This window comes from Paludisphaera mucosa, from assembly GCF_029589435.1.
GTDB classification, from domain to species: domain Bacteria; phylum Planctomycetota; class Planctomycetia; order Isosphaerales; family Isosphaeraceae; genus Paludisphaera; species Paludisphaera mucosa.
This window is the reverse complement of the sequence record NZ_JARRAG010000002.1, coordinates 375784-389149: the sequence shown is the minus strand read 5'-3', so window position 1 is coordinate 389149 and position 13366 is coordinate 375784. Positions and strand designations below refer to the sequence as shown.

Below are 13366 nucleotides of genomic sequence, written 5' to 3'. Positions count from 1 at the left end.
AGCGGCGACCTGAAAGTCGCTGGTCGAGCCGCTTACGCCCGCATCAGTCGCACTTGAGGATCGCGCCGGTGTCGGCGCTGGTGGCGAGCTTCTGGTAGCGGGCGAGCCAGCCGGTCCGGAACGGGGAGGGGCGGGGCTGCCAGGCTTCGCGGCGGGCTTTCAGTTCCTCGTCGGAGAGGCGGACGGAGAGGTTGCCGGCGGGGACGTCGATGTCGACGACGTCGCCGTCGCGGATCAGGCCGATGGGGCCGCCGACGGCGGCCTCGGGGCTGACGTGGCCGATCGACGCGCCGGCGGTCCCGCCCGAGAAGCGGCCGTCGGTGATGAGCGCGCACTTGTCGTCGAGGCCGACGCCCTTGACGGCCGTGGTGGGGGCGAGCATCTCCTGCATGCCGGGGCCGCCGCGGGGGCCTTCGTAGCGGATGACGATGACGTCGCCGGGCTTGACCTTGCCGAACACGATGCCGTTGTAGGCGTCGATCTCGCTCTCGAAGATGACCGCCGGGCCGGTGTGCCGGAGCATCTTGGGGTTCACGCCGGCCGTCTTGATCACGGCGCCGTCGGGGGCGAGGTTCCCCTTCAGCATCGTCAGCCCGCCGGTCTGCGAGTAGGCCTTGTCGACGGTCCGGATGACGTCGTAGGCGTCGAAGCCGTCGTCCGAGGGGACGTGGCCGTCGCCGCCGCCGGCGTCGGGGACCTCGGACTCGCCCTCGGATTCGAGGACGGCCAGGCCGGCGGCCTGCGACCGGGGGTCGCCGGCCACGCTGGGGACGGTCCAGGCCTGCGACGACCGCTCGCCGCCGGCCCGCACCCGGGTCATCGTCTGGGCGGTCTGGACGGCCGCGGCGCTCCGGACGTCGTAGGCCTCGATGTTCTCGCCCAGCGACTTGCCGGTGACGGTCCGGGCCGTCAGGTCGAGCAGGCCGGGGCAGCCGCGGGCGACCTCGCCGAGGATGGTGTGGATGCCGCCGGCCCGGGCCACGTCCTCGACGTGGTACTTGCTCGACGGGCTGACCTTGCAGATGTTGGGCGTCTTCTTGCTCAGCTCGTCGATCCGGTCGAGCGTGAACGGCACGCCGGCCTCGTGGGCGATGGCCAGGATGTGGAGCACGGTGTTGGTGCTGCCGCCCATGGCCATGTCGAGGACCATCGAGTTGTCGAACGCCGCCGCGGTGGCGATCTCGCGCGGCAGCAGGCCGTGGCCCTCGCCGACGCGGTTGAACTCCATGGCCATCTCGACGATCCGCCTGGCCGCCTTCTCGAAGAGGACCTTGCGGTCGGCCGCGGTGGCCAGGATCGTGCCGTTGCCGGGGAGGGCCATGCCCAGGGCCTCGGCCAGGCAGTTCATGCTGTTGGCCGTGAACATGCCCGAGCAGCTGCCGCAGGTGGGGCAGGCGGCCTTCTCGATCTCGTCCAACTCCTCGGCCGTCATCAGGCCGCGGGCCTTCTGCACGCCGCCGACGAAGGCGTCGATCAGGTCGACCGTCTTGCCGTCGGCCGTCTTGCCGGCCTCCATCGGCCCGCCCGAGACGAAGATCGTCGGCACGTTGACCCGCATGGCCCCCATGAACATGCCGGGCACGATCTTGTCGCAGTTGGGGATGCAGATCATGCCGTCGAACATGTGGGCGTTGATCATCGTCTCGACCGAGTCGGCGATCAGCTCGCGCGAGGGGAGCGAGTACTTCATCCCGCCGTGGCCCATCGCGATGCCGTCGTCGACGCCGATCGTGTTGAAGATGAACGGCACGCCCCCCGCCGCGCGCACGCATTCCTTGACGTAGTTGCCGACCTCTTGCAGGTGGACGTGGCCCGGGATGATGTCGACGTGGCTGTTGCAGATGGCGATGAACGGCTTCTTCCAGTCGTCCTCGCGGACGCCGGTGGCGCGCAACAGGCTGCGGTGCGCGGCGCGCGCGTCGCCTTGCTTGATCGTGTCGGAACGCATGGCATCGTCCTCGGTCGGCGGACCGTCTGGGGGCAGGGGGACCCTCGCTGCGATCCCCCGATCGTAGCAGAAGGCCCGGCCGCCCTCCAAGCCGGCTCGGGCGGGAACGGGGCCGGCGTCTCGCCTTGACGGTCGCGGCGGGTCGGCTATCCTGACGCGCCCGCGATCCGTCTCGGCGGGCGTGGGGGAGGGCTGCGCGATGTCGGACGAGGCCGGCCCGCCGGGGGGACGACCCGCGGGCGCGATCGGCGGGCACTGGTTGTCGACCCTGGGCTTCGCGGCGACGCACGAGCCGGGGATCTCGCGCGCCTGGCGGCTGGACCTCGAGGACGGCTACCTGCTGATCACCGACCTCGGCGGCTACGACCTGCCCGACGTCGGCGCCCCCGCCTCGGCCTACGCCTTCACGAAGTCCGACGACCTGCTGGACTTCGCGGAGTTCCTCGTCGACTCGCGGGCCCTCCACGGCTGGATCCGCAGCGCCCGACGGCGCAGCCGGTGGCGGTCGCGGGGCGGGCGAAGCCCGGATTGAGGCGGCTCAGCGGCTGCGGGCCTTGCGTTTGGGACGAGGCGAGTCGGCGGGCTGGTCGGTGACCGAGGCGAGGAGCGCGGCGAGGCGGCGGCCGGCGTCGCACTCGCAGCGGGCGAGCTCGGCCATCTCGGCGAAATTGAGCTGGGGGTCGGGGAAGGGGAGGCGGCCCTCGGCCCGGCCGGCGGCGGCGGCGAGGACGTAGACCTTCTCCTTGTGCTGGACCTTGAGGCCGCAGCGCTTGAGCAGGTCCAGCTCGCGGTAGAAGGTCCGCAGGCCGATCGTCAGGCCCTTGAGGACCTCGTCGCGGCTGCGCGGCCGCTCGTCGAGGAGCCGGACCAGGCGGTAGAGGCGGGAGGCCCGCTGGCGCGTGATGTGGATCGAGGCCCGCCGTCGGCCGCCCGGAGAGTCGCTCATCGCGAGGCTATCCTTCCCGTCAGCTTCGCGCCCGTCCCTGGGCCTCCGTCGAGCCTCTCGTCCCCCTCGGATCCGGGAAGGCTCGACTTCCGAAGGGCCGAAGGCTCGGCCCCGCACGAATCCCCCGGCCGCCGCTCACGAAACTTGAGCCCCGGGCCGATAAAAGGGATGCCCTTGTTCGTCCTGCGCCGGATGCGCCGATTTTGACGAATTTCTCAAGGACGCCGGTTGGCGAACCGATTATCGAACAAGGTGTGCCGAATCTCCAGGGTCATCCCCCCGCGAGGGATGACTGCATACATCCAGCCGCCCGTTCGGGGACTCATGTCTCTTCCGCCTCGGCGGGGCCGGAGTCTGGATGGAGTCGACGCTTCGGGCCGTCGTTCGGGGGGCTCCCGCGAATCCGACGCCCGGGCGAGCCTCCTGAGCTAAGGGGAATTGATCCATGTCGACGCGAAAGCGAACGCCCTCGAGACGATCCCTCCGGCCCCAGGCCGAGGGCCTGGAAACCCGACAAGTGCTTTCCGCGTACTCGACGATCCCGACGGCCGTGGTCAACGGGACCGACGCCGACGGCGACAAGTGGACCTTGACCCTGTACGGGCCGGGCACCATGAACGTCGTGGACCAGCAGGGGGACGCCTTCACCAAGGCGACCGCGAGCACGCCGGACCTGATCAACACGATCACCGTGGCCGGCACGGTCACCCACTCCAGCCGGCTGGTGGGCACGGTGCAGAAGGGGGACTCGGGAGACGGCAAGGTCTTCTTCCAGAACCTGAACGTCCAGAACAACGGGGCCTTCAGCCAGATCGACGCCAACAACGTCCAGCGCCGGGGGACCCTGGCGCAGAACGGCATCGGCCTGGTCGACATGCCCGACTTCTGGCTGGGCCGCACCAGCACCGCGAAGTCGACGACCTCGTCCAGCATCCATTCGGGCTACTTCCTCGCCGGCGGCATCACCGCCCCCGAGGGGATCAACGTCCTGCGGTTCGGCGGCGTCGACGTCAACTACACGCCGGCCGGGGCCGCGTCGTCGCTGGTCGCCTCGGGCCAGAAGAACGAGTTCGTGGTCAACCTGGGCCTGCCGATCGAGACCGGGACGAGCATCATCCTCGACCGCGTGACGACCAACGCCGCCAGCTCGACCTCGGGCTCCACGACGACGGTCAACCAGCAGAGCGTCACGTTCCTGGTGACGGGCCGGATCAACCTGTTCCAGGCCAACCAGATCGACGGCAACACCGCGAGCGGCCTGGCGCCGACGCAGTTCGACCCGACGGTCGCGAGCGCCAACGCGGCGGCCGGCGGGACGTACCTCGTCTCGCAGGGGGGCGACGTCACGGGCCAGATCGGCTACGTGCGGGTCGGCGGGAACGCCACCAACTTCACCACGTTCGCCCTGGCGTCCAGCATCTTCGCCTCGAGCGCCGGCGACACCCTCGACCCCAAGATCACCAACTTCTTGATCGGCGGCGAGACCAACAACGTCATGCTGATCTCGGCGGGGGGCACCCGCGACGTGTCCTTCGGGCGGGGGATGGACAACGTGGTGATCAACAGCCAGTTCATCCAGCACCTGCACGCCAACCGGGGCGCGGTGAACTCGAAGGTGACGGTGTCGCGGGAGTTGAACGACCTGAAGCTCGGCGGCGACCTGGTGAATTCGTTCATCCAGTCGGGCTACACGCAGTCGCTGTCGGCCGCGGCCAACTCGTTCTCGTCGCTCTCGGGCGGCTCGGGCGCCTTCAACGGCGAGGCCCCGCCGGCGATCGACAGTCGCACGTTCAACGACTTCGCGGGGGCCTCGCTCCCCTCGGCGCACGGCGGCGGCGGGATCAACGCGCAGATCGCCGGCAGCGTCGTGAACTCGGTGGTCTCGGTGTCGGTCGACCCCGACCCCTCGGGGATCAACGACCCCGGCGAGTTCCAGAGCGTCAGCACGATCCGGTTCCCGTTCGGGGCCCCGCAGAACATCGTGCTGCCCCGCGGCACGATCAGCGCCAAGATCGAGGGCGAGGTCGACAACTCGGGCCTGCAGGGGACCATCGTGTCGCCCGACATCCCGTCGAACACGGCGTTCTTCGCCAAGCACGTCAGCGTCGTCAAGGGCGCGGTCTTCCCGCCCAAGGTCGACACCGCGCCGTTCAACCGCAAGCTGCAGTACGGCCAGGCCCAGAAGGCCCTGAAGGGGCTGTACAACCTCAAGAAGTGACGGCCGGGCCCGGTCGGCCGCCGCCGCCCTCGCCGACGTTCTCGGCGATGTCGCGGCGGTAGAAGCCGCCCGGGAACCGGATGGTCCGCACCGCCTCGTACGCGCGTTCGCGGGCCTGGGCCAGGTCGTCGCCCAGGGCGGTGACGTTGAGAACCCGGCCGCCGTCGCTGACGATCCGGGGCTCGCGGCCCGCCTCGGGGTCGGGCCTGAGCTTGGTGCCGGCGTGGAAGACCTTCACGTCGGGGAGCCTGTCGGCGGCGGCGACGTGCTGGATCCAGCGGTTGTGCTCGTAGTGCCCGGGGTAGCCCTCGGACGCCATCACGACCGTGACGGCGGGGCGGGGGTCCCACTCCAGGGCCACCGTGTCGAGCCGCTCGTCGACCACCGCCTCGAGCACGTCGAGCAGGTCGGACTTCAGCCGCATGAGGATCACCTGGGTCTCGGGGTCGCCGAACCGGACGTTGAACTCCAGGACCTTGGGCCCCTGGTTGGTCAGCATCAGGCCGGCGTAGAGGATCCCCCGGAACGGCCGCCGCGCCCGCTTCAGGGCGTGGACGATCGGCACCAGGACCTCGCGCTCGACCTCCTGCATCAGCTCGGGGGTGACCATGGGCGTGGGCGAGAAGGCCCCCATGCCGCCGGTGTTGGGCCCCTCGTCGCCGTCGAGGGCCCGTTTGTAGTCCTGGCTGGAGGCCAGGGGGACGATGGTGCGGCCGTCGGTGAAGGCCAGCACGCTGGTCTCGCGGCCGTCGAGCCGCTCCTCGATCAGCACGCGGTCGCCGGCCTGGCCGTAGATCCGCCGGACCATGATCTGGTCGAGCGCGTCGATCGCCTGGCGGAGCGTGCTGCAGACGTAGACCCCCTTGCCGGCCGCCAGGCCGTCGGCCTTGACCACGATGCCGAGCGGGCAGTTGAGGACGTACTCGCGGGCCTCGGCGAGGGTGCCGAAGACCTTGCGGACCCCGCGGTCCTCGATCTCGACCTGCACGCCGGGGCCGAGCATCTCGCGCGGGTCGAGGATCCGCTCGACGGCCTCGAGGGTCTCGGCGGCGGTGCGGCAGTGGATCGTGTTGCGGATCATCGACCGGCCGCGCGAGCGGACGATCAGGGCGACCTCGCGCGACAGGATGTAGTGCTCGGCGTCGGGCGCGCTGCGGAAGATCCGGTAGTCGGCCGTGGGGATGCCGGCCTGGCGCATCAGGTCCTTGGCGAAGACCTTGCTCCCCTCGAGCTCGGCCGAGTCGCGGCGGGGGCCGAAGACCCGCAGGCCCTCGCGCTGGAAGAGGTCGACCAGGCCCTTCGCCAGCGGCTCCTCGGGGCCGACCACGGTCAGGCCGATCCCCTCGCGCTTGGCGAACTGGGCCAGCCCGCGCTGGTCGTTCGGCTCGATGGCGACGTTCTGGGCGTCGAGGGCGGTGCCCGCGTTCCCCGGGGCGCAATAGACCGCGGTGACCCGCGGCGACTGCTTGAGCTTCCAGCACAGGGCGTGCTCGCGGCCCCCCTTGCCGATGACCAGGACTTTCACGACGTCGACTCCCCGGAGAAAAGCACGAACCTCTCGGGCGACGATCGCGTCGAAGCAGCCAAGGGTCGTCGCGCGCCCCGGGCCGGGCGGCCCGCCCGAGGGGGCCGGCGTCCGACCCGCGGCCAGGCCGAAGGTATTCCGTTTCCGAGCTTCCATTTTAGGATCGTCCCCGCCCGGCGCACAGGACCGACCCCCCCGAGACCGCGCCGCCGGGCCGCTTCGCGTGGCGTCGCCGGCCCCGGGATCGTAAGATGGGGGAGGACCGGCCCGCGCCGGGGGCGGCCCGCAAGCCCGCCCCGCGGGGCCGTCTCCAAGACGCGTCCCGCCTTTCCCGACGTCCGGAGATCCCGACCGTGAAGAACGTAGCCGTCGTCGGTGCCAGCGGCGCCGTGGGCGAGAGGATGATCCGCCTCCTGGAGGAGCGGGCGTTCCCCGTCGCCTCGATCCGGTTCCTGGCCTCCGAGCGGAGCGCGGGCAAGACGGTGACGTTCCGGGGCGAGACGCACACGGTCCGGCCGATCGCGCGGGACGAGTTTCGGGGCGTCGACATCGTCCTCTCCAGCACCCCCGCCGGCGTCTCCCGCGAGTGGAGCCCGATCGCCGCGGCGGCCGGCGCCGTCGTCGTCGACAACTCGAGCGCCTTCCGGATGGACCCCGACGTCCCGCTCGTCGTCCCCGAGGTCAACCCCCAGGACGTCGCCCGCAACAAGGGGATCATCGCCAACCCGAACTGCTCGACGATCCAGATGGTCGTCGCGCTCAAGCCCCTGCACGACGCCTTCCGGATCCGCCGCGTGGTCGTCAGCACCTACCAGTCGGCCTCGGGCGCCGGCCAGCAGGGGATCGACGAGTTCGAGGCCCAGACCCGCGCCTGGGGCCGGGGCGAGGCCATGCCCGCGCCCGCCAAGTTCGCCCACCCGATCTTCAACAACTGCCTGCCCCAGATCGACGTCTTCCTCCCGAACGGCTACACGAAGGAGGAGATGAAGATGGTGCTGGAGACCCGGAAGATCATGGGCGACGAGTCCATCGACGTCTGCCCGACGTGCGTCCGGGTCCCCGTGGCCTACTCGCACAGCGAGTCGATCCTGGTCGAGACCGAGCGGCCGATCACCGCCGCCGAGGCGATCGCCCTCTGGAACACGGCCCCCGGCCTGACCGTCGTCGACGACCCCGGGGCGCAGCAGTACCCGCTGGCGGCGTCGGCCGAGGGCCGCGACGACGTCTTCGTCGGCCGGATCCGCAACGACCTGACGAACCCCAACGCCCTGCTGTTCTGGTGCGTCAGCGACAACCTCCGCAAGGGGGCCGCCACCAACGCCGTCCAGATCGCCGAGGAGCTGCTGAAGCTCGAACCCGCCCGGGCGTGAGGCGGGCGGGGGCGCCTTCGACGTCGAAGTCCGCCCCGACATCGCCTTCTCCCGCCGGGAGAAGGCGGCCCGGAGGGCCGGATGAGGGTCGCGGCGCTTCGAGAACGCCTCCGTGTTCCGTCACGCCCTCCGAACTCCGACGACCCTCATCCGCCTCTTCGAGGCACCTTCTCCCGGGGGGAGAGGGGGGCTGGGCCTCGCCTCCTGGTAAACCTTTGCGCAACATCAAGCTCACGATCGCCTACGACGGCACGGACTTCCACGGCTGGCAGCGCCAGCCCGAGCTGCGCACCGTGCAGTCCGTGCTGGACGAGGCGATCGAGCGGCTGACCGGCGCGCGGCCGAACACCAACGCCAGCGGCCGGACCGACGCCGGCGTGCACGCGATGGGGCAGGTCGTCCACTTCCTCTCCGCGTCCCGCCACGGCCCCGAGGTCTACCTGAAGGCGCTCAACGCGATGCTCCCCCGCGACGTCCGCGTGCTCGACGCCGCCGAGGTCCCCCAGGCCTTCCACGCCACGCTCGACGCGCGGTCGAAGCGCTACCGCTACCGGATCGACAACGCCCCGTACGCCAGCCCGTTCGAGCTGCGGCACGCCTGGCACGTCTTCCACCGGCTCGACGTCGACGCCATGAACCGGGCGGCGGCCGCGCTGCTGGGCCGGCACGACTTCCGCAGCTTCGAGACCGACTGGCCCAACCGCCTCAGCTCCGTCCGGACGATCTTCGACGTCGAGGCGACCCGCGAAGGCGACCTGGTCCGGGTCGAGGTCGAGGCCGACGGGTTCCTCTACAACATGGTCCGGACGATCGCCGGCACGCTCACGCTCGTCGGGACCGGCCGGCGTCCCGAGGGCTGGGTCGGCGAGGTCCTCCGCGCCGAGGCCCGCGTCGAGGCCGGCCCGACCGCCCCCGCGCGCGGGCTGTTTCTGCTCCGCGTCAATTACGACCGAACGCCCGAGAAGGCCGCGCGCCCATGAAGATCGTGCACGTCATCACCCGCCTGATCCTCGGCGGCGCCCAGGAGAACACGCTGCTGACCGTCGAGGGCCTGCACCACCGCTACGGCGACGACGTCACCCTGATCACCGGCCCAGCCGAGGGCCCCGAGGGCGACCTCTTCCGCCGCGCGGAGGAGCAGGGGCTGAAGGTCGAGCTGACCCCCAACCTGATCCGCGCCGTGCGGCCCGCGACCGACTGGAAGGCGTATCGCGAGCTGCGGCGGTCGTTCCGTCGCCTGAGGCCGGACGTCGTCCACACCCACAGCTCGAAGGCCGGGATCGTCGGCCGCGCCGCGGCGTGGAAGGAGGGCGTCCCGGCCGTCGTGCACACGATCCACGGCCTGCCGTTCGGGCCCTTCGAGTCGACCCGGCGCAACGCGCTCTACATCGCCCTGGAGCGTTGGGCGGCGAGGCGCTGCCACGCGATCGTCAGCGTCTGCGACGCCATGACGCAGCAGGCGCTCGCGGCGGGCGTGGGCCGGCCCGAGCAGTTCTCGACGGTTTACAGCGGCATGGACGCCGACGCCTTCCTGCACCCGCGCCGCTCTCGCGAGGACGTCCGCCGCGAGCTGGGGCTGGCCCCGGAGCACGTCGCCTTCGCGACGGTCGCCCGCCTGTTCGAGCTGAAGGGGCACGACGACATCATCGCGGTCGCCCCGGCGATCCTCCGCGCCGACCCGAACGTCCGGTTCGTCTGGATCGGCGACGGAATCCTCCGCGACCGGCTCGTCGCCGAGCTGGAGGCGAAGGGGATCCGCGACGCCTTCATCCTCACCGGCCTGGTCGCGCCCGATCGGATCCCCGAGCTGCTCGCGGGCGTCGACGCCGTGATCCACCCGAGCCTCCGCGAGGGCCTGGCGCGGGTGCTGCCGCAGTCGCTGCTCGTCGGCCGGCCCGCCGTCAGCTACGACGTCGACGGCGCGCGCGAGGTCGTCACGCCCGAGACCGGCGTGCTGCTCAGGCCCCGCGATCTGGACGGCCTGGCCGACGCGGTGCTCCGGCTCGCGGCCGACCCGGCGCTCCGCGAGCGGCTCGGTGCGGAGGGCCGGCGGCGGTTCGCCGACCAGTTCCGGCACGAGACGATGACGGCCCAGCTTCGCTCACTTTACGAGCGCCTGCTCGCCGGCCGTCCCGAGCGCCGTTGAGGGCGGCGAGCCGGCCTTCCGGACGACGACGAGGTGCAGCGTGGGGCTCGTCCCCTTCGCCGGGTTGAAGCCGACGACGTCCTCGATGGTCGTGAAGGTCACGCCGAACTTCTCGGCGAAGATCGGCCGCTCCTCGGGCGTGACGGCGGTGATCATGGCCCCCTGGCGGTCCAGCCGCTCGCGGAGGGCGGCCGGATCGCGGGTCAGGGCGATCGGCGAGCCGTAGGCGTAGACCACGCCCGGCTCCTGGTAGTTCATGAGCAGGGGGTCGAGACCGGTCTTCGCCCTGAGCGCGGCCATCCGCTCGCCGACGACGCGTGAGACCCGCAGGGGCTCGGCGCTGGGGAGAAGCCAGCCGCCGACGAGGAGCATCATCAGGCCGGCGGCGGCGGCCAGCCCGTACGCGCCTCGCCAGGCCCGGCCGCGGTGGAGTTGCAGCAGCCCGGCGGCGGTCCCCAGGCCGAGGACCAGGCCGCAGGCGACCAGCGGCAGGCCCACGCCCGCCGGGGCGGTCACGGACGAGGCCGCCATGCCCACGCCGGCCGCCACGCCGATGCCGGCGATCATCCCCTGCGCCAGCTTGCCCAGCGGCCAGCGCCGGAGCGTCACCTCCTGGCGATCGACCGACTTGATCACCCACGCGGCCAGCAGGGCGCACGCGGGATAGGCGGGCAGGTAGTAGTGGATCAGCTTCGTCCGGACGCATTCGAGCAGGATCATCGGCCCCACGACCCAGGCCATCAGGTAGGCCAGGTTCGCGTCGACCTTCCGCCGCCGCCAGGCCGCGAGCAGCGCCATCGGCGCCAGGCACGACCACGGGAAGAAGAGGGCCGTCGACATCAGGGCGTAGTACCCCGGGATCGAGCCGTGCTCCTCCATCCCCGTCGAGATCCGCTGGACGAACTGCTGCTTGACGGCCACCTCCACGAACTCGCCGCGGGTGGCCGCGAGCATGAGCACGTACCACGGGGCGCTCAGGAGCGTGAAGGCGAGCAGCCCGCGACGCCACTCCAGCCGCCGCCAGACCAGGGCGACGGGGCAGCCCCACCACCAGGCCAGGACGGCCGTCGCCGCCAGCAGCGCCGGGCCGACCGGGCCCTTGGTCAGCATCGCCAGCGCGAGCAGGATCCAGAACGTCGCGGCGATCCGCCGGGAAGGACGCCGGGCCAGCTCCCAGAGGCAGAGCTGGCAGCCGGTCAGCCAGAGCGTGAGGGTCGCGTCGGTCGTCGCCATCTTGGACTCGGCGACCATGATCGGCGAGACGGCCAGCATTAGCGCCGCCAGGAAGCCGGCCCGCGCGCCGAACATCCGACGGCCCAGCAGCCAGACCAGCAGGCACGTCCCCGTCCCCGCCAGCGCCGAGTGCAGCCGCATGCCGGCGGGGCCCTCGCCCGCGACCGCCGTGGCGGCCCCCATCAGCCAGTAGCTGAGGATCGGCTTGTGGTAGCGGGGCTCGCCGTTGAACGTCGGGAAGAGCCAGTCGCCGCGGGCCCGCATCTCGCGGACGGCGACCGCGTTGCGGGGTTCGTCGCGGTCCCACAGGCCGGTCCGCGCGTTCCCCGCGAGGAAGAGGGCCAGGCAGACGGCCGTCAGCGCGAGCGACTCGACCCAGGTGGGGAGCGGCCGGCGTTTCGGGGTCGGATCCGAGGATTCGTCGACGGCGAGAGTGGGGGCGTCCGGCCCCATGAGCGTCATCCTCCATGCGGGCGAGGAGTCGGGGGCGGTCGTCTCGTGCGAACTTCCCGGCGCGAGTCGGCCGACGCCCCATTCCTTGCCGCGCGTAGTATAATCGGGTTTCGGATTCCGGCGAGAGCGCTTCGCCCGAAGGGGCCGGGGGTCGAGTTTCGACGCCCCGGTCGCCGCGGGGCCGTTCGACGCCCGAGGACGCGAGAGGGACGACGCACGATGACCGCGCAGCCGAACGAGGCGGCCTGCCTCCTGGAAAAGGGGGCCCTGTACACCCGTCGCGAGGGGCTCCAGTGGGATGGCCGCGACCTGGTCTTCGCCGGCTTCAAGCAGGGGGCGTTCTCGCTCTACTTCGGCGACGAGCCCATCTATCACTTCGACCTCGAAGGCCGCTGGCAGCGCGCCTACCTCCGCGGACGCCACTACATCAAGCGACTCGACGGCGCCGTCCACGAGGTCGAGCGGCTTCGCGAGGGCGGGGGCCTGGTCATCCATCGCCGGACGCTCGACGGGGCCGAGGCCCGCCGCCTCGACGAGCAGATCCGGGGCGTCGCCGCCGACCTGCTCGCCGACCTGGGCATGGAGCGCGGACGCCGCCTCGACCCGCCCGACGACAAGGCGCGGCCGATCGGCGACGTCGAGCTTCGCGAATTCCTCGGCCGCATCGCCGCCTGGGACGCCGACGCCTGGGACGCGTTCGAGGCCCGCTGCCGCCGGGCCTACGGCCCGCTCCCGCCGCTCCCGCCCGACTGCCCGAATGCGGTGGTGGTGCAGGCGACCCTGGGCGACCGCGACGGCCGCAGCTTCGCCGCCGGGGCGGTCCGCGACCACGCCGTCCGCGCGCCCGAGGAGTTCGAGGGGCACGTCCGCGACGTCGCCGGGCTGCTCGGCCGCCGCCTGCTCCAGACCCGGAGCGTCTTCCTGGCCGGCCCCGACGTCCTCCGCCTCCCGGGCCCGGACGTCCTGGCGTACCTCGACGTCGTCGCCCGCGTCCTCAAGCCCGAGCGCGACGGCGAGGCCGAGGCCCCCGCCTTCGACGACGTCCACGCCTTCCTCGACGACTTCCAGAAGCCGGTCGTCGACGCCGCGACGCTGCGGGCCGCCTACGACCGCCGCCTGACGCGGATCGCGCTCGGCGTCGAGTCGGGCGCGCCCGAGCTGCGGCGGCTCTACGGCAAGGACTGGAGCGACGCCGACCTGCAGGCGTTCGCGGCCGACGCCAAGGCCGCCGGCATCGAGCTGAGCGTCATGACCCTGGTGGGCGCGGGCGGCCGCGGCCGCCGCGCCGAGCACGTCTCGCGGACCACCCGCCTGATCGAGTCGCTGCTGCTGACCCGCGGCGACCTCGTCTTCCTGATGGACGAGCGCGAGCTGGCCGGCCCGTCCGCGTCCCGAACCTTCGAGCCGCTCGACGAGGCCGAATGGCGCGAGCAGCTCGAGTTGCTCCGCCAGGGCCTGTCGAGCCTCCGCGAGCGCGGGGTGAAGGTCGTGCCCTACAGCATGGTCAAGCAGCTCGCCTGACCGACC

10 protein-coding genes are annotated in these 13366 nt (G+C 71.8%); 6 read left to right on the top strand and 4 right to left on the bottom strand.

What is annotated here, in order from left to right; all coding sequences use genetic code 11:
• Positions 1-43: 43 nt before the first annotated feature.
• A complete protein-coding gene (gene ilvD / locus PZE19_RS11075; RefSeq protein WP_277860676.1) occupies positions 44-1948 on the bottom strand; it encodes a dihydroxy-acid dehydratase in 1905 nt (634 codons plus the stop codon).
• Positions 1949-2147: 199 nt separating this feature from the next.
• Here ilvD and PZE19_RS11070 point away from each other — a divergent pair, with 199 nt between their 5' ends.
• On the top strand, positions 2148-2480 hold the full coding sequence (locus PZE19_RS11070) for a hypothetical protein (RefSeq protein ID WP_277860675.1): 333 nt from the start codon (positions 2148-2150) through the stop codon (positions 2478-2480).
• Between the two features lie 6 nt (positions 2481-2486).
• On the opposite strand, the gene PZE19_RS11065 is transcribed toward PZE19_RS11070, so the two are convergent.
• Positions 2487-2894 carry a hypothetical protein gene (locus PZE19_RS11065; protein WP_277860674.1) on the bottom strand — a complete coding sequence of 136 codons (408 nt, stop codon included), beginning with the start codon at positions 2892-2894 and terminating at the stop codon, positions 2487-2489.
• A 517-nt stretch (positions 2895-3411) separates the two neighbouring features.
• Between PZE19_RS11065 and PZE19_RS11060 the strand changes: the two genes are divergently transcribed.
• Positions 3412-5112, top strand: a complete 1701-nt coding sequence (locus PZE19_RS11060) for a hypothetical protein (protein WP_277860673.1) — start codon at positions 3412-3414, stop codon at positions 5110-5112.
• Here PZE19_RS11060 and purD read toward each other — a convergent pair.
• On the bottom strand, positions 5102-6637 hold the full coding sequence (purD, locus tag PZE19_RS11055; RefSeq protein WP_277860672.1) for a phosphoribosylamine--glycine ligase: 1536 nt from the start codon (positions 6635-6637) through the stop codon (positions 5102-5104). The genes PZE19_RS11060 and purD overlap by 11 nt on opposite strands.
• A gap of 353 nt (positions 6638-6990) precedes the next feature.
• Here purD and PZE19_RS11050 point away from each other — a divergent pair, with 353 nt between their 5' ends.
• The 3 genes from PZE19_RS11050 (at position 6991) to PZE19_RS11040 (ending at position 10153) form a co-directional block, all read left to right on the top strand.
• Positions 6991-8007: an aspartate-semialdehyde dehydrogenase gene (locus tag PZE19_RS11050; protein ID WP_277860671.1), complete on the top strand. Its 1017-nt coding sequence runs from the start codon at positions 6991-6993 to the stop codon at positions 8005-8007.
• A gap of 215 nt (positions 8008-8222) precedes the next feature.
• Complete coding sequence (gene truA, locus PZE19_RS11045; RefSeq protein WP_277860670.1) at positions 8223-8987, top strand: tRNA pseudouridine(38-40) synthase TruA; 765 nt, start codon at positions 8223-8225, stop codon at positions 8985-8987.
• Positions 8984-10153, top strand: coding sequence for a glycosyltransferase family 4 protein (locus PZE19_RS11040; protein WP_277860669.1), 1170 nt, complete (start codon positions 8984-8986; stop codon positions 10151-10153). Before truA ends, PZE19_RS11040 begins: the two co-directional genes overlap by 4 nt.
• Here PZE19_RS11040 and PZE19_RS11035 read toward each other — a convergent pair.
• Positions 10109-11839, bottom strand: coding sequence for an ArnT family glycosyltransferase (locus PZE19_RS11035; protein WP_277860668.1), 1731 nt, complete (start codon positions 11837-11839; stop codon positions 10109-10111). The two genes, PZE19_RS11040 and PZE19_RS11035, sit on opposite strands and share 45 nt — an antisense overlap.
• A 219-nt stretch (positions 11840-12058) precedes the next feature.
• On the opposite strand from PZE19_RS11035, the gene PZE19_RS11030 reads away from it, so the two are divergent.
• Positions 12059-13360, top strand: a complete 1302-nt coding sequence (locus tag PZE19_RS11030; RefSeq protein ID WP_277860667.1) for a hypothetical protein — start codon at positions 12059-12061, stop codon at positions 13358-13360.
• The last annotated feature ends 6 nt before the right edge of the window (positions 13361-13366 follow it).